Origin of the sequence: Acinetobacter sp. ANC 4648 (genome assembly GCF_002135345.1) — a bacterium.
In the GTDB taxonomy this organism is placed as follows: Bacteria; Pseudomonadota; Gammaproteobacteria; order Pseudomonadales; family Moraxellaceae; genus Acinetobacter.
In genome coordinates this window covers 1-23,683 of record NZ_NEGI01000010.1, presented here as the reverse complement: position 1 = coordinate 23,683, position 23,683 = coordinate 1, and the positions used below count along the sequence as shown (strand labels likewise).

Sequence of the window (23,683 nt, the reverse complement as noted above, 5' to 3'; positions counted from 1 at the left end):
TCAAGTTTGATGTTGCCATGCTACGCTGAATTCTTGTTGTGCCATACGATTAAGGTGATCAAGTACAACTTGTTCTATGTGCGTATAGTCTTCAAGCTGCGTGTTTAAATCGACAATTAATCTATCTGTTTCAGCAGTTAAGACAATAGTGGTTTCAGGCATAAAAATACTAAAGATAGTTTCTGTTTCGGTGACTTTAAATTTATGTTTCCAATGATTGAGTAGTCTTTTCGCGATGCGCTTTGCTTCAAGAGTGGGAATAGAAGTATGACTTTTCATTTTATTGATCCTTTGTTCGAATTACTAATTTAGCAAAATTTGGATTGGAATAGTGTGGTTAAAATAGAACGTTCAGTTGCATTTTTGCGTTATTTAACTGTATTTTTGACTGTTAAAAAGAATCTAGATTTGAAAAGTCGAAACAAGCCAAGTTTGCTATAATCAGCATATCAAAAAATTAACAGCTAGGTTATTCCATGTCCAAGCCTTATTTAATCGCACCTTCAATTTTATCTGCAGATTTTGCTCGCTTAGGGGAAGAAGTCGATAACGTACTTGAATCAGGTGCAGATGTTGTCCATTTTGATGTGATGGATAACCACTATGTGCCGAACTTAACTTTTGGTGCAGGTATTTGTAAGGCGTTAAAAAAATATGGGATCAAAGCACCAATTGATGTGCATTTAATGGTTTCACCTGTAGATCGTATGATTGGTGACTTTTTGGATGCTGGTGCAGATATCATCACGTTTCATCCAGAAGCATCGCATCATATTGACCGCTCATTGCAGTTGATTAAAGATGGTGGTGCAAAAGCGGGTCTAGTTTTTAACCCTGCAACACCATTACATTATTTAGAATATGTTTTGGATCGAGTAGATCAAATTTTAATTATGAGTGTCAATCCTGGTTTTGGCGGTCAAAAATTTATTCCAACAACTTTAGATAAATTACGAAAAGCGCGTCAAATTATTGATGCATCTGGCCGTGATATCCGTTTGGAAGTAGATGGTGGTGTTGGTCCTGCGAATATTCGTGAAATTGCAGAAGCAGGTGCTGATATGTTTGTTGCGGGTTCTGCAATTTTTGGCAAACCTGATTATAAAGCTGTAATTGATGAAATGCGTTCTGAACTTGCGAAAGTCGGTTCAGTGAGCGTTTAGATTTTTCACAGACTAACTTTGTGCTTTGTGGATAAGTCTGGAGATAACTCTATGGATAACCATGTTGATAACGGTGTGGTTAAGTTGAGTATAGATTAATCAAAACAAGATCAATCGTTTATAATACAGACAAAATATGTATAAAAAGGGCTCAAGTGAGCTCTTTTTACATCGTAAATAGTTGCTAAATCAGTGTTGTATTATTCATCTATGGTTAATAATTCTGCTGTTTAAATTTTATCAGTTTGCAATTTTGGTTTAAAATATAAAATCACAGATTTGCTAATCCGAAATTTATTGGCTATGCTCTGATTATTCATCATAAATATGACCATAGGTTCTATTTTGTTCATACAGCTCTGCAAACAGGTGTGGTTTGTTTGTCTTATGATTTTCATCATAGGGTGGAGTGGTGTGTCTGTTGCTTCAACGAAGAGTATGCATCTGGTAATGCAGATTCAACATGAGCAGATGAAGCAAGTTCATCTAGAGAATTTAAACCGTGATCTATCCAGCGGTAATTCTTTAAGCACTGAACATGAGATGTCAAATATGTCAGCTGCACAGATGAGCAGTCATTGTCAGCAGATGATAATTCCGAACAAGATAGTATCCGCAGATTTAAGCAGTATGGCATTGAATGCGACTTGCATATCGGTATCAGATGCAGGACAAATACAACATCAACAGTGCCCAGATTGTAGCCTCATGGCATGTCAAGCGATGATTGTATGGTTGAATGCTACGACTGTTGAGCTGACTCAGCCTCTACTGGTTTATCAAAATCAATTTTTACGTCATGATTATCAAGCTCAGCATCTTACTGGGCATTGGCAAGAAATTTTACGCCCTCCTAAAAACTTAGCCTAATTTTTTAAAATTCATTTTATTTTTAAATATTAAGGTTAAGTTATGTCTATTCATATCAAGCAAACCCTGCTTTTAGGACTGTGTCTCTCTGCATCTACATGGGTATTTGCAGAAGTTAAAGAATATCATCTCAATATTGCCGAAGGTACGGTCAATATTACAGGTAAGCCGGTCAAACGCATTACTGTAAATGGCCAATTTCCTGCACCACTTTTAGAGTTTGAAGAGGGTGATGATGCGGTTATTCATGTACATAATCATTTAAAAAATCAAGATTCTTCTATTCATTGGCACGGTTTATTACTGCCTGGCCTAATGGATGGTGTGCCCGGTTTTAATGGTTTTAACGGAATTAAGCCGAATGGTGATTTTGTCTATAAATTCAAAGTTCGCCAAAGTGGAACCTATTGGTATCATGCGCATTCTAAAGGACAAGAGCAGGACGGATTATATGGCTCTTTAGTCATTTATCCGAAAGATAAAAAGCCATTGGCAGCCCATGAAAAGGCCGATCGTGATTATGTGGTGATGTTGTCAGATTTTCATGATCAAACCAGTGATAAAATTCAAAAAAATCTAAAAATATCAGCAGAATACTATCAAGATCAGCGTGAAACGCTAGGTGACATCTGGAAGCAAGCACAACGTGATGGCGTTAAAGCAACATGGTCTGACCGTAAAATGTGGAATCAGATGCGGATGTTAAAAACTGATTTGTCTGATGTAACTGGTTATACCTTTTTAGTGAATGGAAAAACACCTACACAAAATTGGACAGGCATGTTTAAGCCCAATGAAAAAGTAAGACTACGCTTTATCAATGCTTCGGCGATGTCATTTTTTGATGTACGTATTCCAAACTTAAAAATGACGGTCGTAGCAGCGGATGGGCAGCCTGTAAAACCTGTACCAGTAGATGAGTTTCGAATTGGAACAGCAGAAACTTATGATGTGATTGTCGAGCCACAAATAGGGCATTATCAAATTGAAGCAGAATCTATTGATCGTTCAGGCTTCGCAATTGCAACCTTGCATAATGAAAATACTCCAATGGGACATGGTATTCATATGCCACAACCACGTCCGCGTTCATTATTAACGATGGATGATATGGGGCATGGAAGTACGAGTATGGATCACTCTAAAATGGATCATAGCTCGATGAGTAAAGAATCTATGCAAGACATGGATCACTCAAAGATGAACCATGCAGAGCTACAAGCAATGGATCATTCACAACATGAAAATACTCAACCCACGTCGACAAAGCAAAACAATACTGTGGTATACGGATGGGCCAATGCTTCAACACCGAAAGGTGATAAGGCATTACAATATAGTGATTTGAAAGCATTGACACCACAAACGGATACCCGTGAAGCGGAAAGTGAATTAGTGATTCGTTTGGGTGGGACGATGGAACGCTATATATGGACAATTAATGGTAAAAAATTCAGTGATGCTGAACCTTTAAAAGTCAAATATGGTGAACGAATCCGAGTGAAATTTATTAATGACAGTATGATGGCGCATCCGATGCATTTACATGGCATGTTTATGCAACTTGAAAATGGTCAAGCATCTGCAGATATGCCCAACAAACATACTGTAATTGTACCGCCAGGTAAAACGGTGACTACATTGCTGACTGCTGATGAATTGGGAGAGTGGGCGATTCATTGTCATCTTTTATATCATATGAGTGCAGGAATGATGAATAAGTTGATTGTTGCTAATGTGACAGATGGAGCGGTTTCTACTCAGAAAATTAAAGCACTGCAACTGAATCAAAATGTGGAATCAAAGACAGTACCATCAACTGAAATGAAGGGAGATTCACATGCGCATCATTAATCTTTTTTCAAAATCAGTTCTGACCATTTCGATTGCGATGAGCAGTGGTTTAGCCATTGCACACGAAGGGCATCAGATGGGGATCTCAGATTCAGCGTCCGCTACGAATGTAAGTTCAAATAATTCAGTGGTAACGGACAAGACTGATCATTCAATGCATGAAATGGTGACAACATCGCGAGACTATGATGCTGAATCATCACACCAAGGTCACGATCACCGTAAAGAACATGGTGCGCAAATTTATGCAGTAACCACTGTAGATAATAAATGGTTAGTCAATGAAGATGGTAGCGGCGCTTTAAAATCTAAATTGGAAACCCGCATTGGGACAGATGAAAATAAAATTTTTATTAAATTGCATGCAGATAAACATGAATCTGAGGATATGAAATTTGATGCTAAAGTTTTATACAGTCGTATGATTTCAGATTTTTGGGATGCTCAGGCTGGTGTACGTTATCGTTATGAAAAAGTTGAATTAGGTCAGGATCGTAAAGATATTGAAGAAAAATTAGATGGAGTATTTGGTTTACATGGTATGGCTCCATATTTTTTTGAAACAGATGCTTACTTGTATGCAGGTGAAGACAATTTTTCAGGATTCAGTCTGGAAACAGAGCGAGATCTTTTATTAACTCAAAAATTGATTGTAAAGCCTTATCTTGAGCTTGATGTTGTATTTAGTGATGATTCTAAGTATGCACAAAAAACTGGTCTAAGCAGTGCTACCGTGGGGCTAGAAACTCGGTATGAAATCAATAAGAAAGTAATGCCATATATTGATGTAGCTTATGCTTATGCTAAAGGTAATCAGCAAACAGCTTGGCAGGATATATCCTCTTCTGAAAAAGGTTGGAACTATGGTGTTGGGCTGAGATTTAAATTCTAAGGTTTTAATTATCCTAATTTGAAGCAGTCAATAAAATGCCACTTTACTAAAGTGGCATTTTATAAGGCTTCTTGTATAAAATTTTTCTAATTCATATTTTTACGAGGAAAGTGAAAAGGTTGTGAAAACTTATATAAGGTATCTACTCTTGATTTGACTCAAGTATCCGCAATTCCCCCCACGTGTACCAGTACATTATTTTCTAAATTAAATTCAAGGTCATGCTCAGTATCTAATCATAGTGGATTAAAATTCGAAGGGTATGCGGTGTTGATACTCTTAAACTTAATATGGTCTAAATATATGTATTATAATAATTTATATCTGTAAAGTTTAAAGAGTTTTGACCCGATTTTTCAGTCTTTTCATAATAAGGCGCATACAGTTTTGATCGCGTTCAAAAGCTTCTTTTTGAATGTTATGCAAATGATCTTCAATCTTGAATAAGAATGCTCGGTAGGTTTTTTCACATTCATCTAATAATTGATCTTCTGTAGGAAAATTTTCAATTTCATCACTATTTTCATCAAACTCATCTCCTAAAAAGACTTCTTTTGATTTATTTTTATTAAAAAGTGAATGTACAAACTGAGTCATTGAACTAAAACCAGCCCACTTTTCAGAAATCTATCCCCAATATGTATGTTTCATTTTCCGAATTCTCAGTCAATTTTTGATTCATAAAATAATTATAGAGATGCGCCTTAAGAAAAAAGAAGAAGTGAACGCATAAATTTTAGTCGAAAAATGTAATTTGTCCTTATTTATAATGTCTTTTTTTATATAATCATCAAATCATTAAGGAGGAACGACCTCCCTCATTATTCTTAAATTAAGATTAATGAGAAAATTCGTCAGGACGACCTGACTCTAATTAACTGGAGGCAGGCATCATGGCTTGGTTTGTTCTTATTTTAGCGGGTTTATTTGAAGTGGTTTGGGCATATTCAATGAAAATGTCTGAAGGCTTTAGTAAGTTAACCCCAAGTATTATTACACTTGTATTTATGGTGCTCAGTTTTGGTTTACTTGCGTATGCAATGCGAAGCTTACCACTAGGTACTGCGTATACAATATGGACGGGGATTGGTGCAGTCGGTTCATTCCTGATTGGTATTTTTATATTAGGTGAGCCTGCAACAGCAATGCGAATGTTGGCTGCGGTGCTAATTGTTGCGGGTCTAGTACTGATGAAGCTGTCATCATCTTAATATTATTGTAAAAGTGTTTTTATTTAATTATGGGAGAAGTTGATGAAACTAGTATTTACTGAAATGGCTTCTCCCGTGGGTTTACTGAAACTGGTTGCCAATGATCAGGCACTTGTTGCTGTACTGTGGGAAAATGAAAATCCTAAACGCGTACGTTTAGCGGAATTGGTCGAAGATAAAAAACATCCAATTTTGCTAGAAACTCAAAAACAGTTGAGTGAATATTTTACTGGTCAGCGTACTCAGTTTGATTTGCCTTTAAAGTTTCAAGGTACAGAATTCCAAAAGAAAATTTGGCAGGCTTTATTAACGATTCCTTTTGGTGAAACTCGTAGTTATAAGCAGATTGCTGAACAAATTGGTAATGTCAAAGCCGTTCGTGCTGTGGGTGCAGCCAATGGTAAAAATCCGATTTCGATTATTGCGCCGTGTCATCGAGTGGTGGGGGTAAATGGTAAATTGGTAGGTTTTGCTGGTGGTTTAGAAAATAAAGAAATTTTGTTAAAGTTAGAGTCAAAATAATTTTATATAATCTCCCTAACTTATTAAAAATAAACCAATAAACTTTTAGGGAAAGTTATGTCTCAAATCATTAGTGCAATCATGCCATTATTTTGGATGGTCATTGTATTTTCTATAATTTTCACCTGCATTAGAGTATTTAAATCCAAGATTAAAGGTAAAGTGGGTGAATTTGCAGTTAAAGTTCAAATCTCAAAGTATTTGGATAGTCGTTATATCGATTTACATGATTTGACCTTTAACGATGATCAGGGAACCACGCAAATTGACCATGTCTTAATCAGTCCATTTGGTATTTTTGTGATTGAAACTAAAAATTATACCGGTTGGATTTTTGGTAGTGAGCGTCAAAAGACATGGACACAAAAAATTTATAAACAAGCCTATAAATTTCAGAATCCCTTACATCAAAATTATCGACATGTGAAAGCGATTGAAAAAATATTGGAAGATGTGATTGAACCAGAGATGATCCATTCTTTTGTGATCTTTCATCAGGGTTGTGAATTTAAAACTGAAATTCCGAAGCGAGTTTTTATAGGACGAGATTGGATCAATTACGTTAAACAATTTGATCAACAGATTTTAACTGAGACAAAATTAAAACGTATTCAATTAAAACTTGAAAAAGAGGCATTGGTACGATCTTTTCAAACTGATCGTCAGCATGTGCGAAATTTAAAAAATCAGCATAGCGAGGTATCACAATAGTCTGAGCAATAAATATAGCTAAATTCCAAATAAATTGTCACAGTAATCTTTAAACAATAGATCAATATCTTTACCCTAAATTTTTTCCTAACCGATTTTACTTGAGCTCACATTTTTTTACTTGGATTTAAGTCAGGGCTATATTTGGGTAGCCATACAAGGTAATGACCTACTTTCTGGAGTAACTCTTGCAATGTTTTACCTTTATGAAGCGTTGCATTGTCCATGATAAAAACACTTTTTTCTTTTAATTTCGGCAATAAATCATGCTCAACCCAAGAACTTAAGCAAAGTATCAGTTTTTTAGATCAATGCTTGGAACTTAAAAAAGTCAGTGATCAGGCACGCTATAAAGAAGAAAGGGTGGGCAAAGGAGGCTTGATTCATCCTCAATATTTAATTTCTTTACTGAACAAATATGCAGAGGATGATGTAGTTTTTACTGGTGATGGCGGATCACAGCTGGTTTGGCTAGTACGTCATATTGATGCCAATGGTAAACGCAGTTTGTTACATGGAACTATGGCCAATGCTATGCCTAAAGCTTTGGGTATTCAAAAAGCATTTCCAAATCGTCAAGTCATCGCGATTGGCGGTGATGGTGGTTTAGCCATGTCATTGGGTGATTTACTCACCACGATTCAAGAAAAATGACCTATCAAAATTATCGTTTTGAATAATAGTTCATTGAACTTTGTGGAGCTTAAGCAGAAAGTTTACTGAATGATTACAACGATTTACTCAATCCTGATTTTGGAAAACTTGCTGAAGTTATTGGATTGTATGGAGTGACTCAAACGACGGGTGAGGGCTTAGAGGTCGTGGTTGAGAAATTACTGCAGCATAAGGGTCCTGCATTGTTAAAATACATACTAATCTAATGGAGTTGGTGATGTCACCTGACCCACATCTAAGTCAAGTCTACTTCAATCTATGCGATTAAAGCCTTAATGGCTGGACGTGTGGATGATATAAAAAATTTAGTAGTCAATAATTTTATGAAGTAAAAATATTGTATTTATTAGGCTAATCTTGAGATGAGCTTTTTATTTATTCACAGTTTCTGATTTTAATCTATGTCATTTTAGAGTTGATCAATAGCGACCTAGCCTCGCATATAATCATGTGAAGAACTCGTTATTGGGCGCTTGTGGCAGATGGCTTTAATCGCTGTAAATTTAATTGTGATCTAGGATACCGATTAAATTTACAGCTCAGTTGTTGGAAAGCATTCCATCTTGATTCTGGATTTTTCAAGTGTCATCCCATCATATGGATAAAACTTGAATGGTATTCAAAACTAGAATCGCTTTGGAATTTTTTGCCCATTTGGTACAGGACTTTCAGCATTTTTGAGTACGCCAAACAACCATGCTTCAGCATGATTAACTGCTACTTTTAATTCATCACCTTGTGCCAGTCGACCTGCAATAAAACTTGCTAATGAACATCCTGAACCGTGATATTCACCTGCTAAGCGCTGGCATTGAGTTTCAGAAACTAATTCACCATTGATATATAAAGAGTTGCGAATATAGTCAGGTGTATCTTCATGTCCACCTTTGACTAAAACAGCTTGTGCGCCCATTTCAAAGAGCTTGGCTGTTGCTTTCTGTAATTCATGTTCACCTGTTAAAGCACGTAGTTCAACGGTATTTGGGGTGATAACCGTGGCTAAAGGAACAAGTTCTACAAAAGCTTTGACTAATGTTTCTTGATTACCCAATGATCCCCCGCTATTGGCAACTAAAACAGGATCGAGTACATACAGATAATCGGGATGCTCACCTAAAAATTCAGCTAAAGCAGCAATATTATCGGTAGTGCCTAACATTCCAGACTTCACACATTTAATTGGTAAATCACCAACTATTGCATTGGCTTGAGCCAAAAGCACCGCTTTAGAGGTGGCTTCAAATCCAAATACTTGTTGTGAATTTTGAATGGTGAGCGCAGTGCAGGCAATTGCAGCATGTGCTCCACTCTGACCAATAGCTTCAATATCTGCTTGTAAACCAGCACCACCTGAAGGATCTAAGCCAGAAAAACAAAGTACAGTAGGGCGCACAATGATGTCCTTATGATATAAAATTTGCGTTAGTATAGGCAACTTTGAAAGAACTCTCGATAGTAATTTCTTTAAAGCAAATGATGTAGCAAAGGGTCAGTGTGTGATTAAGAATATTTTGATTGATTTAGATGGAACATTGACAGATCCGAAAGTGGGCATTACTACTTCGGCTCGCTATGGCTTAGAAAAAATTGGGCATCCTATTCCTGAAAGTGAAAATATCGACTGGATTATTGGTCCACCATTAAAAGCCTCTTTGGCAAAATTACTCAAAGTTGAGGTCACTGATGTGTTAGCTGAGCAGGCTTTATTGGGCTATCGCGAACGTTTTGCAGTCACTGGTTTGTTTGAAAATCATGTGTTTGATGATGTTGCAAAAACTTTAGCAACCTTACAAAACAAAGGATATCGTCTATTTTTAGCAACTGCTAAACCTGAAGTTTACGCACGACAGATTTTAGATCATTTTGATTTATTGAAATATTTTATTTATCCATATGGTAGCGAATTAAACGGTGAACGAACCAATAAAGGCGATTTGATTGAATATATCCTTCAAAAGGAACAGTTAAATGCATCTGAATGTTTAATGGTTGGTGATCGTGAGCATGATATTTTGGGTGCGCGTCGTAATAGTATTGAAACGATTGCAGTTGAATATGGATATGGTTCAAAAGCAGAATTAGATGAAGCAAAACCGAAAGCGCGAATTCAACAGTTTTCAGAGATTTTGAATCATTTAGACTAGTCATTTTACGTTGATATACGGTGGGTGTTGAAAAGCTAACAGTATTTTAAAGTGCTTTTAATACGGATAAAGTTGAAGATTTTTGGAAAAAGGTCTTCAATTTTATCCCAGATCTAAATATAAGGTTTCTTTCACTTCTTCCATCACAATATAGCTATGTGATGATGCAGAGGACGGTAGTTTTTTAAGTAAATCACCCAATAGTCGACGATAGGCACTCATTTCTTTCAGGCGTGCTTTGACTAAATAATCAAACTCACCAGAAATCAAGTGACATTCTAATACTTCAGGAATTTCTACAAGGTCGCGGGCCACTTGATCAAAAACATCACCAGATTTCGCCGATAATTTAATTTCTAAAAAAACCAATAAACTACGATTCACCAGTTCAGGATTAAGTCGAGCATAGTAGCCCATAATAATCCCTTCACGTTCTAAGCGCTTGACTCGTTCAGAACAGGGTGTTGTGGATAAATTAACCCGAGATGCCAACTCACTAATTGCAATCCGCCCATCACGTTGCAAGATCTCTAAAATCTGATGATCAATTCGATCTAATTTACGCATCAGTTTTTTCCTTTTTTTAGCATTTTTTCATAATTAATTTATTAATTAAACTACATTATAGTGCTTAAAAGAGTGAAAAAAACTATTTATTGCAAAATATACTAGTTAAATAAACTAAATATACGTAAAGGAAGAGCGATGCGTGTAATTGTCTTAGGTAGTGGTGTTATTGGTGTTGCAAGTGCGTATTACCTAGCGCAACAGGGAGCAACGGTCACTGTTTTAGATCGCCAATCTGGCCCTGCAGAAGAAACCAGTTTTGGTAATGCAGGACAAATTTCACCAGGATATTCTACTCCTTGGGCTGCACCAGGTATTCCTTTTAAAGCTGTTAAGTGGATGTTCCAACATCATGCGCCACTTGCCATTAATATTGATGGCAGTATTTGGCAGTTGAATTGGATGGCGCAAATGCTTAAAAATTGCAATCCAAATAGTTATGCTATTAATAAAGAGCGTATGACACGTGTTGCCGAGTATAGCCGTGATTGTTTAAGAGAGTTGAGAAAAGATACTGGTATTAGTTACGAGCATCGTTCTAAAGGTACCTTACAAGTCTTCCGTAATGAAGCTCAACTTGACGCTGTACAACGTGATATTCAAGTGCTTAAAGAGTGCGGTGTCGATTATGAACTGTTACTTAAAGATGAGCTTGCCAAAGTAGAACCTGCGTTAGAATATGCCAAAGATAAATTGGTCGGTGGATTACACTTGCCGAATGATGAAACAGGTGACTGCTACATGTTCACTAATGCTTTAGCCGATTTGGCCAAAGGCTTAGGTGTTGATTTCAAATTTAACCAAAATGTTGAACGACTTGTCGTTGAAGGCGATGAAATTAAAGGTGTTGTGGTCGATGGCAAAGTTTTAACTGCGGATCGTTACGTCTTGGCATTTGGTAGTTACTCTCGTGACTTCCTCAAACCACTCAATTTGAATTTACCAGTGTATCCAGTCAAAGGTTATTCATTGACCATACCTATTATTGATCCTGCTTTCGCACCACAATCTACCGTATTGGATGAGACCTACAAAATTGCGATTACGCGTTTTGATCAACGTATTCGTGTTGGTGGTATGGCTGAGCTGAGTGGATTTAATCATGGTTTAAATACAGACCGTCGTGCAACTTTGGAAATGGTCACTCAAGACTTATTTCCTGGTGGTGATCTAGCTCAAGCTTCTTTCTGGACAGGGTTACGTCCAATGACGCCTGACAGTACACCGATCATTGGTGCAACAGGTTATAAAAATTTATTCCTGAATACAGGGCATGGTACTTTAGGTTGGACTATGGCTTGTGGCTCGGGCAAGTTAATTAGTGACCTAGTGATGAATCATACGCCAGATATTAGTACGGATGGATTGTCGATTAAGCGCTATCCACACGCTGCTTAAAAAAGGTTTAGATTTAACAATTCAAGGAAGAATAAAATGCCACGTCCAATTACTGCAGTGATTCATAACGAAGCACTGCAGCACAATTTAAGTATTGCAAAACAGCATATGCCAAATAGCAAGGTGTTTGCAGTGGTCAAAGCCAATGCTTATGGTCACGGTATTGAACATGTCTATCCATCCTTTCAAACAGCAGATGGTTTTGCGTTGTTGGATATTGCTGAAGCTAGACGATTGCGCACATTGGGTTGGGCAGGTCCAATTTTATTATTGGAAGGAATTTTTTCTGCACAAGATCTACAGGATTGCCTTGATTTAAATTTGAGTTTTACCATTCATAGTGAACATCAACTCAACTGGGTTGAACAATTTTCGAGAGCCGCTCATTTTGATGTTTATTTAAAAATGAATAGTGGGATGAACCGTTTAGGCTTCCATCCAGAGCATTATCAAGCAGCTTGGGAAAGATTAAATCAGCTGGATCAAATTCAAACCATTACGCATATGATGCATTTCTCTGATGCAGACAATCAACGCTTTGGTGAATCTGGGATTGACTATCAATATACCATTTTTGAAGAAACCATTCGAGACTTACCTGGCGAAAGCACGATTTGCAATAGTGCCGCGATTCTCAGGCATCCTGAATTGCATTCCGATACAGTGCGTAGTGGCATTATGCTTTACGGCAGCTCACCTGATTATCCGATACATACGGCTCAAGATTGGGATTTGCAACCGACTATGAGCTTACGCAGTGAAATTATTGCAATCCAAGAGCTTAAAAATCATGACAGTGTAGGTTATGGCTCTACTTTTATTGCAGAGCATGCCATGAAAATAGGTATTGTGGCTTGCGGTTATGCAGATGGATATCCACGGGTTTCACCGACTGGAACGCCTGTACTGGTCAACTCGATTCGTAGCAAAATTATTGGGCGTATCAGTATGGATATGCTTGCAGTCGATATCTCACATGTGAAGGATGCTGTGGTTGGGAGTGAGGTGGTACTTTGGGGTAAATCTTCAAATGGAACTATTCTCCCGATAGATGAAGTCGCTGCAAGTTCAGGAACAATTGGCTACGAACTGATGTGTGCAGTTACTGCACGTGTCAATTTTATCAATCAAGAATAAGGACATAACCATGTCAAACAATGATATCCAAAAGATTAACAGCAATGAAGTCATGAGTGCTGTAACTGTGTTTAACCAAGTGGTGTATTTATCAGGCCAAGTGCCAAAAAATACAGATGTAGATGTTGCTGGGCAAACGCGTGAAATCTTAGCGACTATTGATGAATTGTTGGCATTAGCCAATACCGATAAGACACGATTATTGTCTGCCCAAATTTATTTAAAAAATTTACCTGATTTTGCGACAGTGAATGCGATTTGGATTGACTGGTTACAAGGTTGTGTGGCACCTTCTCGCGCTACAATTCAAGCAGATTTGGTTAACCCGAATTGGCTCATTGAAATCGCAGTAACAGCAGCACAAAAGTAAAGTGGTGTTGTTGAGAAACAAATAAAACACTCAGAATGAAGATGAAATGTTACCCATTTCTTTTCATTCTTAGACAGGTAAATCAAATTGAGTAGAAAGCTCAAACGCCATAAGCATGATTTACCTGTTGAAGGATATGTTAAAAAGGATATTTTATGACCACGTCAAGTCAGCACGAAGATGCACAATCTTCGCCCCATGAGCTTCAGCGAAAATTATCAAACCGTCATTTACAGTTAATTGCCATTGGTGGTGCGATAGGAACTGGACTCTTTATGGGTTCAGGGAAAACAATTTCTCTAGCAGGGCCTTCAATCTTAATCATTTATATGATTATTGGCGGTATGTTCTTTTTCCTGATGCGTGCATTAGGTGAAATTTTACTGTCGAACTTACATTATAAATCGTTCATTGATATGGCCCATGATTTAATCGGACCGGGCGCGGGTTACTATATTGGATGGTCATATTGGTTAGGTTGGGTTTTAGTCGGTATAGCAGATTTAGCAGCCATTATTAATTATTTAAATTTTTGGTTGCCCGAAGGAATGGCATTTACGCCCATGGGGCAGGCACTGATTAGTGCTGGTTGTGTCATCTTTGTATTAGGGATTAACCTTCTTACCGTTAAACTGTTTGGTGAAATTGAATTCTGGTTTGCACTAATTAAAATTTTAGCCATTGTCGGTTTGATTGGGATTGGTGGATTCATGGTCTTTAGCCATTTTCAAGCGCCAAGTGGTTCTGTAGCTAGTTTCAGTAATGTATGGTCGCATGGAGGTATGTTTCCCAAAGGTGCAAGTGGTTTCCTCGCAGGCTTCCAAATCGCTTTATTTGCCTTTGTCGGTGTTGAGCTGATTGGTACGATGGCAGCAGAAACCAAAGATCCTGAAAAAAATCTCCCTAAAGCTGTGAATGCTATTCCGACCCGAATTATCTTATTTTATGTACTGGCATTATTCATTGTGATGTCAGTAACGCCATGGACAGAAATTCCTGCAGATCAAAGCCCATTCGTTACGCTGTTTTTACATGCGGGAATTGGTGGTGCTGCGTTAATTATGAACCTTGTTGTCTTGTCCTCAGTCATGTCATCTATGAATAGCGGTGTATTTTCTACCAGTCGGATGTTGTTTGGCTTAGCAAAAGAAGGGCAAGCACCTGCAAAATTGGCAGAGCTATCTAGTCGTGCAGTACCTGCAAAGGGTTTGTTATTTTCATGCGGCTTTATTATGGCGGGTGCAGCATTGCAGTACTTTGTACCGAATACCGTTGAAGCATTTACTCTGGCAAGTTCTTTATGTGTGATTTTGTTTATTAGCATTTGGAGCATTATCATGGTGTGCTATATACGCTATCGTAAATTGCGTCCTGAGCTGCATGCAAAATCAACATTTAAAATGCCTGGTGGTGTATGGATGTCTTATGTGGTACTAATTTTCTTAGCATTTACATTGGTCATTTTAAGCTTAGAGCCAGACACCTTGAAGGCCTTAATTGTGAGCCCATTATGGTTGATTATTTTGGCGGTAACTTATCGTATTTTGTATAAGCCACGAATGAAAAAATTTAATCAAGAATTCAAATAAACTCTTAATTAAGATTTTAAAAAGGAGCTTATTTAATAATAAGCTCTTTTTTTTTGCGATAGATAACAAATCATTAAAATTATAAAACTGACATTTGTCTAGGAATATCATTTAATAATAGCGACTTAAAATTAAAATGTATTGCATGCGAAATTATAAAATTGATGTACTGCGTGGTGTTGCTATTCTTTTGGTTCTTTTACATCATTTTAATATTCCTTATAAATTACAGGATACTTTTTTAGGGATACAGGTTTTTGGAGAAAGTCTAAGTCAGCTCATTGCTCGAAATGGTAATTATGGTGTGACCATATTCTTTGTAATTTCAGGTTTTTTGATTACCCAACATACCCTAAAAAGAGAACAAGTATTAGCAAAAATTAAAGTAAAAGATTTCTATATTCGCCGTATTGCTAGAATTATTCCATGTTTGATTTTACTTGTGGTACTGGTCACTATTTTAGGAAGTTTAGGTTTAAAACCTTTTTTAAATCAGACTCCAAATGACATGGAAGTCTCTTATGGTCTCACTGTACTGTCGGCTTTTACATTTTGGATGAATATCTTAATTATTAAGTACGGTTGGGTGAATTATGCCTTGGGTGTGTTGTGGTCGCTGTCGGTTGAAGAGGTTTTTTATTTAGCTTTTCCACTGCTATGTGTGTTGTTGGGACGTGGTAAAGGTTTTATTTTGTTGCTACTGGCCATAATTTATTATGCGCCGTATTTTCGCGCGGTACATTTTGCTGAGGAAAGCGGTGCATACCTTTATCATTATTTTTCCAGTTTTGATGGAATCGCGATAGGTTGTTTAACAGCGTTGATTGCGCAAAAGTATCAGTGGAATGGAAAATTTAAGCAGTTGCTTATTGTGTTTATTTCTTTACTGATGATAGGTCTTTATTTGTATGCGCCAATTAAAGAAGTCAGTACATGGGGTATCAGTATTTTTGCCTTGTTATCTGCGGTATTGATTTTTTGTTTTGCACAAAATCCTCAAGCAGAGACGCCATTGAAAATTTCTAAAGGAATGGTCTGGATTGGACAGCGTAGTTATGAAATATATTTATTTCATTTGATTGTTTTAGGTCTATTGAAGGTTTTTTATTTTCCTAAAGAGGCATTACCGACTGAAAAATTGATGTTGTTACCGATCTTTTTTATGGCGACGTTTATATTGAGTTGGGCGATTGAAAAATACTATTCAACGCCATTAAATTTAATCATTCGACAGCGATTTATAAAATAAGGTTTGTAACCAGTAGAATATCATTTTGACTTAACCAATGAAGATGACATAAAAAGATAATTTATTTTTCAAGTATAAAGTTTCCAGCTAAGGAAATAAAAAACCTCCGAAAGGAGGCTTTTTATTTGGAATAAAATCATACATCAAAACTGTGGTTTGACCACAACTAGAATTACCACTGCAAATAAAATCAGAGTTGGCAGCTCATTAAAATAACGCCAGAACTTATGTGACTTGTAATGTGCATTGCCAATCAGTTTTTTACGATAATAACCACAGACAAAATGGTAAATCACTAACAAACCAACTAAACCCACTTTGAGGTAAAACCATGTCGCTTCATGGTAGTGACGCGTGGCATCACCCCAATCGACTAAAAAGTGTGCCGTGATGAGGGTGGCAAGCATAGCAGGCCACATAATACCGCGGTACAACTTACGCTCCATAACTTCGAAACGTTGATGACTGACAGCATCATCACTCATTGCATGATAAACAAATAAGCGTGGTAAGTAGAATAATGCTGCAAACCAACACACTACTGCAATAATATGTAATGCTTTTACCCACAAAAAAGCATCAGAAGGTGCATCCATCGGAAATCCTATTTAGGGATTATGCATCCCATTTCTTGAATACGAGGCAGGCATTTACACCGCCAAAACCAAAACTGTTACTCATTACAGTATTCAGTTTTGCATCACGTTTTTCAAGTACGATGTCATAACCTTGGGTGCCTTCATCAAGTTCAGTTACATTGATGTTCGGTGCAATAAAGTCATTTTGCATCATTAAAATAGAATAAATTGCTTCTTGGACACCCGCTGCACCTAAGCTATGACCAGTCATAGATTTGGTTGAGCTTAATGGTGGTACGTGACCTTCACCAAATGCACGCCCCATGGCTTGCAGTTCAGTAATATCACCAGCAGGCGTAGAAGTACCGTGTGTATTTACATAGTCAATTTGATCTACGCCATGTTGTTTCGCTTCTTCTAAAGCCATTAGAATACAGCGTGTTGCGCCTTCACCACTTGGCGCAACCATATCTGCGCCATCAGAATTGGCTGCATAACCAACTACTTCAGCGATAATATTGGCACCACGTGCTTGCGCATGTTCAAGTGATTCAAGGATAACAAAACCACCACCACCAGCAATGACAAAACCATCACGGTCAGCAGAATACGGACGAGAAGCTTTTTCAGGAGTATCGTTGTATTTAGAACAAAGGGCACCCATTGCATCAAACAATAAGCTTTGTGACCAGTGATCTTCTTCACCACCACCAGCAAGCATTAAATCTTGTTTACCCATTTGGATGAGATTGTAAGCATAACCAATGGCATCAGCAGAGGTGGCACAAGCACTCGTAATTGAGTGTGCGATACCCTGTAATTTAAAGGCAACACCAACGTTCGCAGTAATGGTGTTTGACATATTACGAGGTACAAAAAATGGACCTACTTTACGCGCACCTTTGCTGTCTAGTAGTTCTTTCATTTCGATGACAGAGGCAGTTGAACCACCACCTGAGCCACCAGCGATACCATAACGAGGATTACCCGCAAGTTGCTCTGCTGTTAATCCCGCATGTTCGACTGCAGCAGCTGCTGCATTATAAGCATACATGGCACATACGCCCATGAAGCGTTTTAGTTTACGATCAATATGGTCAAATTCTTGTTCTGCTGCAGCACTTACATGGCTTTTAAAATTTAGTTCAGCATATGTTGGATTGTGGCGTGTCCCTGAAATCCCGTTTTGTAAAGAATGAGTAACAGTCTCAAGTGAGTTACCAATACATGAGTTAATACCCATACCAGTGATTACAACACGTTTCATCTACAGATCCCTTATATGGTGATGGTTTTTAAGTTGCTTCAGCGTGATCGTCAGGATATTGTATTGAATACCAAGACAACTTTGGTAAAGCTGACTTTAATTTGAAATGATGTTCATCATAGCAGAAAGAATTTTGAATTCTTATGGCAAATCTATGCCTGATGTTGAAAAGCAATACAGGTGAATTTGTTCACGCGATTAAAACTAAAAGATACATATTAAAGTTGTCTTAAATCGAGACTACACCTAGTATTCATAATAAATGACAAAGACATAGAACAAGGGCGATCAATGGCAAATTCTAATAATAAACAATCGAGCAGATTAATTTCTAATGTGTTTGGAGTGGCTAAAAAGCTCAGTCATACCGGCTTAAGTGTCTTGAACCATGTTACACCAAGCAGTGTAAACAGATTATCACCTGGCTTTACCGATAACCAAGTGATCCAAGGTACAGCTCGTGAGAAAGGTGCTTTTGAGAAAAAAACCTATGCCAATCCGCAGCAGATGATGCGAGAACATTTGCCACAAATGTCGAGTCAGTTGCTGGGGCGTCATTATAAAAAAATCAATCATATTGCTTCTTTTATTTCTCCAAATTTGAATGACAAATTGGCAGATTATTTCTTTGAGAAACTCAATGATTTTGTTTCTGAGTTGAGCTCGGTTGATGCAATACTTAAAGAGGTTGGGGCTAAAAGCTTAGAGGAGTTAGCGAAAGACCCTGAACGTGCACAGCGCATTAGTATGGCTTTAGCCAATCAAAATAAAATTATTGCCTCTATCCAAGGAGTGTTAACAGGTGGAACAGGGGTGATTGGTGCAGCAATTGATGTACCCACATCTTTGGCATTGGCGCTGCGCAGTGTGTATCAAACGGGTCATGCTTATGGTTTTGAACTCAAAACTGAAGATCATGCTGTGGTGGAATATATCTTTAAGCAAATAGATATGGGGTCTGTCGCTGAAAAACAGGCGCTACTTGTGGCGGTACGCACTTTCTCAAATGTGTTACAAAGTCATGATGTTAATCAATTACAAAATTTACTCGGTTCTGCAAATGATGCTGAGTTATTAAAAAAATGGATTACTCAAGAAGATGGTTCATTTAAGTGGGCTTGGTTAAATCATTTGCCACAATTACATATTTTTTCAAAATTGAGCCCTTTAGCTGGCATGGGCATTAGTGCCCTATATAGTTGGAAATTGGTGGATGATGCAACAGATAAAGCACAGCTGGTATTTTCACAAGCTCGTCAATTTTTAATACAGCATCCGAATCAAAATATAGATACTTTATCTGCCTATGAAAAAGCAGAACAGATGCTGGTACAAATTAGTCCTGTGTCACATCAAAATATTGCAGCAGTAGAGCCAGAGATTAAATTGGCTAATCCTGTCGAAAATGTGGCTATCGTCGATATTAAAATAGGAAAAAAACCGACTATTGAAAATACAATCGACAATGTAGAGCAACAAGTACATGACGATTTGCAACGCTTGGCTGTAGCGTCTGTTAGTGATGCTAAAAATCAGATAAAAGTAGAAAATGCATCTGATTTAGAACAAGAAAAAATGGTGAAAGACACATCATTACAAACTCTAGATAATAGTGTTATTACAACATCAGTAGTGAAAAAGAAAAGAGCACCACGTAAATCAACCGATAAAACTAAGGCTGCCGCTTCTAGCGTTGAATCAGAAAACAGTAAAAGCTAATTTTAATTTACTTAAAGTAAGGTGATGTGACCTTATTGTAATGGTCGATATTTGATACATGTCGAATGTTGACCATTTATACTTCTTCGCTTACAATTGTATGCCCTCAAAAATTGGTATTTTTTGGGGCTTTTTATTAACGGGAGATTTGCCAAATGGCAACAACAAATCAGTTGATCCGTAAGGGTCGTACGACTTTGATTGAAAAATCAAAAGTTCCTGCGTTGAAGGCTTGTCCACAACGTCGTGGTGTTTGTACACGTGTTTACACAACTACACCTAAAAAACCTAACTCAGCAATGCGTAAAGTTTGCCGTGTTCGCTTAACTTCAGGTTTTGAAGTTTCTAGCTATATCGGTGGTGAAGGCCATAACCTACAAGAGCACAGTGTTGTTCTTATCCGTGGTGGTCGTGTTAAAGATTTACCAGGTGTACGTTACCATACCGTTCGTGGTTCTTTAGACTGCGCTGGTGTTAAAGATCGTAACCAATCTCGTTCTAAATACGGTACTAAACGTCCTAAGAAATAATTTCTTAAGATAAAAGTGCTGTATTCGTATCGCTTGTCTGATTTCTGCATTAATTTATTGAAATTCAAGCGACGTATAGTAAGGCCAGCGTACCGTACACGACACTTGTACAAGCTGCTGGATTACCCTGAAGTGTCATATTATTAGGTGTTAAAATGCCAAGACGTCGCGTAGTCGCTGCCCGTGAAATCCTTCCGGATCCTAAGTTCGGCAGCCAAACAATCGCTAAATTCATGAACCACGTAATGCAAGATGGTAAAAAATCTATTGCTGAAAGTATCGTTTACGGTGCTTTAGACCGCGTTCAAGAAAAAAACAAAGTAGACCCAGTTGAATTTTTCGAGACTACTCTTGAAAAAGTTCGTCCTATGGTCGAAGTAAAAGCACGCCGTGTTGGTGGTGCTACTTATCAAGTGCCTATGGAAGTACGCCCATCCCGTCGTACTGCCTTAGCTATGCGTTGGTTAGTAGATGCTGCTGCTAAGCGTTCTGAAAAAACTATGGCTTTACGTCTTGCTGGTGAGTTGCTTGATGCAGCTGAAGGTAAAGGTTCAGCGATCAAGAAACGTGAAGATGTGCATCGTATGGCTGAAGCCAACAAAGCCTTCTCTCACTACCGTTTCTAATCGGCTAAAACAGGCCTTAATCAGGAGGATGGCAAGTTAGTTTTCACTGATTTGTCATCAAAGCGCTTTAAGTTGCTATGCAGCTTAAAGCGTCCTGTTTTAAACAACAAAATTTAGGAATGCAAGAAATCATGGCTCGTAAAACCCCAATTTCTCGTTACCGTAACATTGGTATCTCAGCTCACATTGATGCTGGTAAAACCACGACTACTGAACGTATTTTGTTCTACACAGGTGTATCTCACAAAATTGGTGAAGTACATGATGGTGCAGCAACAATGGACTGGATGGAACAAGAGCAAGAACGTGGTATTACCATTACTTCTGCTGCTACAACTTGTTTCTGGTCTGGTATGGGTAAACAATTCCCAGAACACCGTATTAACGTAATTGACACTCCAGGACACGTTGACTTCACAATCGAAGTTGAGCGTTCTATGCGTGTTCTTGACGGTGCGTGCATGGTTTACTGTGCTGTAGGTGGTGTTCAACCTCAGTCTGAAACTGTATGGCGTCAAGCAAATAAATATAAAGTACCTCGTTTAGCATTCGTGAACAAGATGGACCGTACTGGTGCAAACTTCTTCCGTGTTGTTGAACAAATGCGTACACGTTTAGGTGCTCATCCTGTACCTGTCGTTATTCCAATTGGTGCTGAAGAAAATTTCCAAGGTGTTGTTGACCTAATCGAAATGAAAGCAATCATTTGGGATGAAGAATCTCAAGGTATGCAATTCGAATATGGCGAAATCCCTGCTGACCTAGTTGCTACTGCTGAAGAATGGCGTACTAACTTGATCGAAGCAGCGGCTGAAGCTTCTGAAGAGTTGATGGATGAATACTTAAACAACGGCGACTTGTCGAAAGAACAAATCGTTGCTGGTATTCGTACACAAACTTTGGCTGGTGAAATCCAACCAATGCTTTGTGGTACTGCATTCAAAAACAAAGGTGTTCAACGTATGTTGGATGCTGTAATTGAATTCTTACCATCGCCTACTGAAGTTAAAGCAATCGAAGGTATTCTTGACGACAAAGCTGAAACTAAAGCGATTCGTGAAGCATCTGACGAAGCTCCGTTCTCTGCACTTGCATTCAAAATTATGAATGACAAATTCGTAGGTAACTTAACTTTCGTACGTGTATATTCTGGTGTACTTAAACAAGGTGACCCAGTTTATAACCCAGTTAAATCTAAACGTGAACGTATTGGCCGTATCGTACAAATGCACGCAAATGATCGTCAAGACGTTGAAGAAATTCGCGCTGGTGATATCGCTGCATGTGTAGGTCTTAAAGACGTTTCAACTGGTGATACACTGTGTGATGAGAAAAACATCATCACTCTAGAGCGTATGGAATTCCCAGAGCCAGTAATTTCTTTAGCTGTAGAGCCTAAGACAAAAGCTGACCAAGAAAAAATGTCTATCGCTCTAGGTCGTTTAGCAAAAGAAGATCCATCGTTCCGTGTTCGCACAGACGAAGAATCTGGTCAAACGATTATTGCTGGTATGGGTGAGCTTCACCTTGACATCCTTGTTGACCGTATGAAACGTGAGTTTGGTGTTGAAGCGAACATTGGTAAACCAATGGTAGCTTACCGCGAAACAATCAAAAAGACTGTTGAGCAAGAAGGCAAATTCGTACGTCAAACAGGTGGTAAAGGTAAATTCGGTCATGTATATGTTCGTTTAGAGCCTATGAGTGTCGAAGAAGCTGGTAAAGAATACCAATTCGTTGAAGAAGTTGTAGGTGGTGTTGTACCTAAAGAATTCTTCGGCGCGGTTGATAAAGGTATTCAAGAACGTATGAAGAATGGTGTATTAGCTGGTTACCCTGTTGTGGGTATCAAAGCGACATTATTTGATGGTTCTTACCATGATGTCGATTCTGACGAATTATCGTTCAAAATGGCTGGTTCATACGCATTCCGTGACGGTTTCATGAAAGCAGATCCAATCTTGCTTGAACCGATCATGAAAGTTGAAGTTGAAACTCCAGAAGATTACATGGGCGATATCATGGGTGACTTAAGTCGTCGTCGTGGTATGGTTCAAGGTATGGAGGATTTACCTGGTGGTACTAAAGCGATTAAAGCTGAAGTTCCATTGGCTGAGATGTTTGGTTACGCGACTCAAATGCGTTCTATGTCTCAAGGTCGTGCGACTTATTCTATGGAATTTGCTAAATATGCTGAAACTCCACGTAACGTGGCTGAAGGCATTATTTCTAAGTTCCAAACTGGCGGTAAAAGAGGTGACGACGAGTAATCTTTCGATTACTATTAGTCCAAACTAATTTATAGTTAAAAACCAAATGCTCATGGGGAGACCCATGGGTAGTTTAAAAAGGAAGCTCTCATGGCTAAGGCTAAGTTTGAACGTAATAAGCCACACGTAAACGTGGGTACAATTGGTCACGTCGACCATGGTAAAACAACTTTAACAGCTGCGATTGCAACTGTATGTGCTAAACAATTCGGTGGCGAAGCGAAAGACTACGCTGCAATTGACTCTGCACCAGAAGAAAAAGCACGTGGTATTACAATTAATACTTCACACGTAGAGTATGACTCTCCAGCTCGTCACTACGCTCACGTAGACTGCCCAGG

Annotated in this window: 25 protein-coding genes and 1 pseudogene; 19 read left to right on the top strand and 7 right to left on the bottom strand. The window is 38.1% G+C overall.

The features are described from left to right. Positions 1-279 carry a DUF2218 domain-containing protein gene (locus tag B9T27_RS14130; protein ID WP_086207446.1) on the bottom strand — a complete coding sequence of 93 codons (279 nt, stop codon included), beginning with the start codon at positions 277-279 and terminating at the stop codon, positions 1-3. 197 nt (positions 280-476) lie between these two features. Here B9T27_RS14130 and rpe point away from each other — a divergent pair, with 197 nt between their 5' ends. The 4 genes from rpe to B9T27_RS14110 all read left to right on the top strand — a co-directional run bounded on the left by rpe (position 477) and on the right by B9T27_RS14110 (position 4,779). Beyond that, on the top strand, positions 477-1,163 hold the full coding sequence (gene rpe / locus B9T27_RS14125; RefSeq protein ID WP_086207445.1) for a ribulose-phosphate 3-epimerase: 687 nt from the start codon (positions 477-479) through the stop codon (positions 1,161-1,163). A 387-nt stretch (positions 1,164-1,550) separates the two neighbouring features. Then, positions 1,551-2,033 (top strand): hypothetical protein, encoded by a 483-nt coding sequence (locus tag B9T27_RS14120; RefSeq protein WP_213033024.1) that lies wholly within the window; start codon positions 1,551-1,553, stop codon positions 2,031-2,033. Between the two features lie 42 nt (positions 2,034-2,075). Continuing rightward, on the top strand, positions 2,076-3,887 hold the full coding sequence (locus tag B9T27_RS14115) for a copper resistance system multicopper oxidase (protein WP_086207443.1): 1,812 nt from the start codon (positions 2,076-2,078) through the stop codon (positions 3,885-3,887). Next, a complete protein-coding gene (locus tag B9T27_RS14110; RefSeq protein ID WP_086207442.1) occupies positions 3,874-4,779 on the top strand; it encodes a copper resistance protein B in 906 nt (301 codons plus the stop codon). The genes B9T27_RS14115 and B9T27_RS14110 overlap by 14 nt, the downstream gene beginning before the upstream one ends. Positions 4,780-5,112: 333 nt before the next feature. On the opposite strand, the gene B9T27_RS15110 is transcribed toward B9T27_RS14110, so the two are convergent. Then, a complete protein-coding gene (locus tag B9T27_RS15110) occupies positions 5,113-5,376 on the bottom strand; it encodes a hypothetical protein (RefSeq protein ID WP_228146226.1) in 264 nt (87 codons plus the stop codon). Positions 5,377-5,672: 296 nt separating this feature from the next. Here B9T27_RS15110 and sugE point away from each other — a divergent pair, with 296 nt between their 5' ends. From sugE to B9T27_RS14090, 3 genes are read left to right on the top strand one after another with little or no spacing between them, the layout of a single operon-like run. Further along, positions 5,673-5,990: a quaternary ammonium compound efflux SMR transporter SugE gene (sugE, locus tag B9T27_RS14100; protein WP_086207441.1), complete on the top strand. Its 318-nt coding sequence runs from the start codon at positions 5,673-5,675 to the stop codon at positions 5,988-5,990. 42 nt (positions 5,991-6,032) lie between these two features. Continuing rightward, entirely contained in the window at positions 6,033-6,512 is a 480-nt protein-coding gene (locus tag B9T27_RS14095; RefSeq protein WP_086207440.1) for a methylated-DNA--[protein]-cysteine S-methyltransferase, read from the top strand. A 57-nt stretch (positions 6,513-6,569) separates the two neighbouring features. Then, complete coding sequence (locus B9T27_RS14090; RefSeq protein ID WP_086207439.1) at positions 6,570-7,223, top strand: nuclease-related domain-containing protein; 654 nt, start codon at positions 6,570-6,572, stop codon at positions 7,221-7,223. A gap of 107 nt (positions 7,224-7,330) precedes the next feature. On the opposite strand, the gene B9T27_RS14085 is transcribed toward B9T27_RS14090, so the two are convergent. After that, positions 7,331-7,483, bottom strand: coding sequence for a transposase (locus B9T27_RS14085; RefSeq protein ID WP_171263411.1), 153 nt, complete (start codon positions 7,481-7,483; stop codon positions 7,331-7,333). A 37-nt stretch (positions 7,484-7,520) separates the two neighbouring features. Here B9T27_RS14085 and B9T27_RS15170 point away from each other — a divergent pair. Continuing rightward, positions 7,521-8,230: pseudogene (locus B9T27_RS15170) on the top strand (thiamine pyrophosphate-dependent enzyme); the annotation flags it as partial. Between the two features lie 293 nt (positions 8,231-8,523). On the opposite strand, the gene B9T27_RS14075 reads toward B9T27_RS15170, so the two are convergent. Beyond that, a complete protein-coding gene (locus B9T27_RS14075) occupies positions 8,524-9,291 on the bottom strand; it encodes a hydroxymethylpyrimidine/phosphomethylpyrimidine kinase (protein ID WP_086207438.1) in 768 nt (255 codons plus the stop codon). A 103-nt stretch (positions 9,292-9,394) separates the two neighbouring features. On the opposite strand from B9T27_RS14075, the gene B9T27_RS14070 reads away from it, so the two are divergent. Further along, a complete protein-coding gene (locus tag B9T27_RS14070; protein WP_086207437.1) occupies positions 9,395-10,042 on the top strand; it encodes an HAD-IA family hydrolase in 648 nt (215 codons plus the stop codon). Between the two features lie 102 nt (positions 10,043-10,144). Here the strand turns inward: B9T27_RS14070 and B9T27_RS14065 are convergent, their stop codons facing one another. Next, positions 10,145-10,609, bottom strand: a complete 465-nt coding sequence (locus B9T27_RS14065) for an Lrp/AsnC ligand binding domain-containing protein (protein ID WP_086207436.1) — start codon at positions 10,607-10,609, stop codon at positions 10,145-10,147. 138 nt (positions 10,610-10,747) lie between these two features. Between B9T27_RS14065 and B9T27_RS14060 the strand changes: the two genes are divergently transcribed. From B9T27_RS14060 to B9T27_RS14040, 5 genes are all read left to right on the top strand, one after another. Next, positions 10,748-12,007, top strand: coding sequence for a D-amino acid dehydrogenase (locus tag B9T27_RS14060; RefSeq protein ID WP_086207435.1), 1,260 nt, complete (start codon positions 10,748-10,750; stop codon positions 12,005-12,007). Between the two features lie 36 nt (positions 12,008-12,043). Then, positions 12,044-13,144, top strand: a complete 1,101-nt coding sequence (gene alr / locus B9T27_RS14055) for an alanine racemase (RefSeq protein ID WP_086207434.1) — start codon at positions 12,044-12,046, stop codon at positions 13,142-13,144. Between the two features lie 10 nt (positions 13,145-13,154). Continuing rightward, positions 13,155-13,514, top strand: coding sequence for a RidA family protein (locus B9T27_RS14050; RefSeq protein ID WP_086207433.1), 360 nt, complete (start codon positions 13,155-13,157; stop codon positions 13,512-13,514). A gap of 155 nt (positions 13,515-13,669) precedes the next feature. Continuing rightward, a complete protein-coding gene (locus B9T27_RS14045) occupies positions 13,670-15,103 on the top strand; it encodes an amino acid permease (RefSeq protein ID WP_086207432.1) in 1,434 nt (477 codons plus the stop codon). Between the two features lie 145 nt (positions 15,104-15,248). Beyond that, positions 15,249-16,352: an acyltransferase family protein gene (locus B9T27_RS14040; protein WP_086207473.1), complete on the top strand. Its 1,104-nt coding sequence runs from the start codon at positions 15,249-15,251 to the stop codon at positions 16,350-16,352. 143 nt (positions 16,353-16,495) lie between these two features. Here B9T27_RS14040 and hemJ read toward each other — a convergent pair whose 3' ends face one another. Continuing rightward, the gene (gene hemJ, locus B9T27_RS14035; RefSeq protein WP_086207431.1) at positions 16,496-16,948 is read right to left on the bottom strand and encodes a protoporphyrinogen oxidase HemJ; all 453 of its coding nucleotides are present in this window, start codon (positions 16,946-16,948) and stop codon (positions 16,496-16,498) included. 19 nt (positions 16,949-16,967) lie between these two features. Continuing rightward, a complete protein-coding gene (locus B9T27_RS14030; RefSeq protein ID WP_086207430.1) occupies positions 16,968-18,197 on the bottom strand; it encodes a beta-ketoacyl synthase N-terminal-like domain-containing protein in 1,230 nt (409 codons plus the stop codon). 291 nt (positions 18,198-18,488) lie between these two features. Between B9T27_RS14030 and B9T27_RS14025 the strand changes: the two genes are divergently transcribed. The 5 genes from B9T27_RS14025 to B9T27_RS14005 form a co-directional block, all read left to right on the top strand. Beyond that, positions 18,489-19,916 (top strand): EcsC family protein, encoded by a 1,428-nt coding sequence (locus B9T27_RS14025; RefSeq protein ID WP_086207429.1) that lies wholly within the window; start codon positions 18,489-18,491, stop codon positions 19,914-19,916. A 155-nt stretch (positions 19,917-20,071) separates the two neighbouring features. Continuing rightward, the gene (gene rpsL, locus B9T27_RS14020; RefSeq protein WP_004648013.1) at positions 20,072-20,446 is read left to right on the top strand and encodes a 30S ribosomal protein S12; all 375 of its coding nucleotides are present in this window, start codon (positions 20,072-20,074) and stop codon (positions 20,444-20,446) included. Positions 20,447-20,601: 155 nt separating this feature from the next. Further along, positions 20,602-21,072, top strand: a complete 471-nt coding sequence (gene rpsG, locus B9T27_RS14015) for a 30S ribosomal protein S7 (RefSeq protein WP_016657334.1) — start codon at positions 20,602-20,604, stop codon at positions 21,070-21,072. A 131-nt stretch (positions 21,073-21,203) separates the two neighbouring features. Further along, positions 21,204-23,342: an elongation factor G gene (gene fusA, locus B9T27_RS14010; RefSeq protein WP_086207472.1), complete on the top strand. Its 2,139-nt coding sequence runs from the start codon at positions 21,204-21,206 to the stop codon at positions 23,340-23,342. Between the two features lie 90 nt (positions 23,343-23,432). Then, the coding region (locus B9T27_RS14005) for a GTP-binding protein (protein WP_228146224.1) at positions 23,433-23,683 on the top strand (251 nt) is incomplete at its 3' end.

Bases quoted from the DNA above. Each gene is read 5' to 3' on its own strand.
- hemJ (WP_086207431.1), bottom strand. From the start codon at position 16,948: ATGGATGCACCTTCTGATGCTTTTTTGTGGGTAAAAGCATTACATATT.
- B9T27_RS14030 (WP_086207430.1), bottom strand. From the start codon at position 18,197: ATGAAACGTGTTGTAATCACTGGTATGGGTATTAACTCATGTATTGGT.
- rpe (WP_086207445.1), top strand. From the start codon at position 477: ATGTCCAAGCCTTATTTAATCGCACCTTCAATTTTATCTGCAGATTTT.
- B9T27_RS15110 (WP_228146226.1), bottom strand. From the start codon at position 5,376: ATGACTCAGTTTGTACATTCACTTTTTAATAAAAATAAATCAAAAGAA.
- rpsG (WP_016657334.1), top strand. From the start codon at position 20,602: ATGCCAAGACGTCGCGTAGTCGCTGCCCGTGAAATCCTTCCGGATCCT.
- sugE (WP_086207441.1), top strand. From the start codon at position 5,673: ATGGCTTGGTTTGTTCTTATTTTAGCGGGTTTATTTGAAGTGGTTTGG.
- B9T27_RS14090 (WP_086207439.1), top strand. From the start codon at position 6,570: ATGTCTCAAATCATTAGTGCAATCATGCCATTATTTTGGATGGTCATT.
- B9T27_RS14095 (WP_086207440.1), top strand. From the start codon at position 6,033: ATGAAACTAGTATTTACTGAAATGGCTTCTCCCGTGGGTTTACTGAAA.
- B9T27_RS14115 (WP_086207443.1), top strand. From the start codon at position 2,076: ATGTCTATTCATATCAAGCAAACCCTGCTTTTAGGACTGTGTCTCTCT.
- B9T27_RS14110 (WP_086207442.1), top strand. From the start codon at position 3,874: ATGCGCATCATTAATCTTTTTTCAAAATCAGTTCTGACCATTTCGATT.
- B9T27_RS14065 (WP_086207436.1), bottom strand. From the start codon at position 10,609: ATGCGTAAATTAGATCGAATTGATCATCAGATTTTAGAGATCTTGCAA.
- fusA (WP_086207472.1), top strand. From the start codon at position 21,204: ATGGCTCGTAAAACCCCAATTTCTCGTTACCGTAACATTGGTATCTCA.
- B9T27_RS14130 (WP_086207446.1), bottom strand. From the start codon at position 279: ATGAAAAGTCATACTTCTATTCCCACTCTTGAAGCAAAGCGCATCGCG.
- rpsL (WP_004648013.1), top strand. From the start codon at position 20,072: ATGGCAACAACAAATCAGTTGATCCGTAAGGGTCGTACGACTTTGATT.
- B9T27_RS14045 (WP_086207432.1), top strand. From the start codon at position 13,670: ATGACCACGTCAAGTCAGCACGAAGATGCACAATCTTCGCCCCATGAG.
- B9T27_RS14120 (WP_213033024.1), top strand. From the start codon at position 1,551: ATGATTTTCATCATAGGGTGGAGTGGTGTGTCTGTTGCTTCAACGAAG.
- B9T27_RS14040 (WP_086207473.1), top strand. From the start codon at position 15,249: ATGCGAAATTATAAAATTGATGTACTGCGTGGTGTTGCTATTCTTTTG.
- alr (WP_086207434.1), top strand. From the start codon at position 12,044: ATGCCACGTCCAATTACTGCAGTGATTCATAACGAAGCACTGCAGCAC.
- B9T27_RS14025 (WP_086207429.1), top strand. From the start codon at position 18,489: ATGGCAAATTCTAATAATAAACAATCGAGCAGATTAATTTCTAATGTG.
- B9T27_RS14050 (WP_086207433.1), top strand. From the start codon at position 13,155: ATGTCAAACAATGATATCCAAAAGATTAACAGCAATGAAGTCATGAGT.
- B9T27_RS14060 (WP_086207435.1), top strand. From the start codon at position 10,748: ATGCGTGTAATTGTCTTAGGTAGTGGTGTTATTGGTGTTGCAAGTGCG.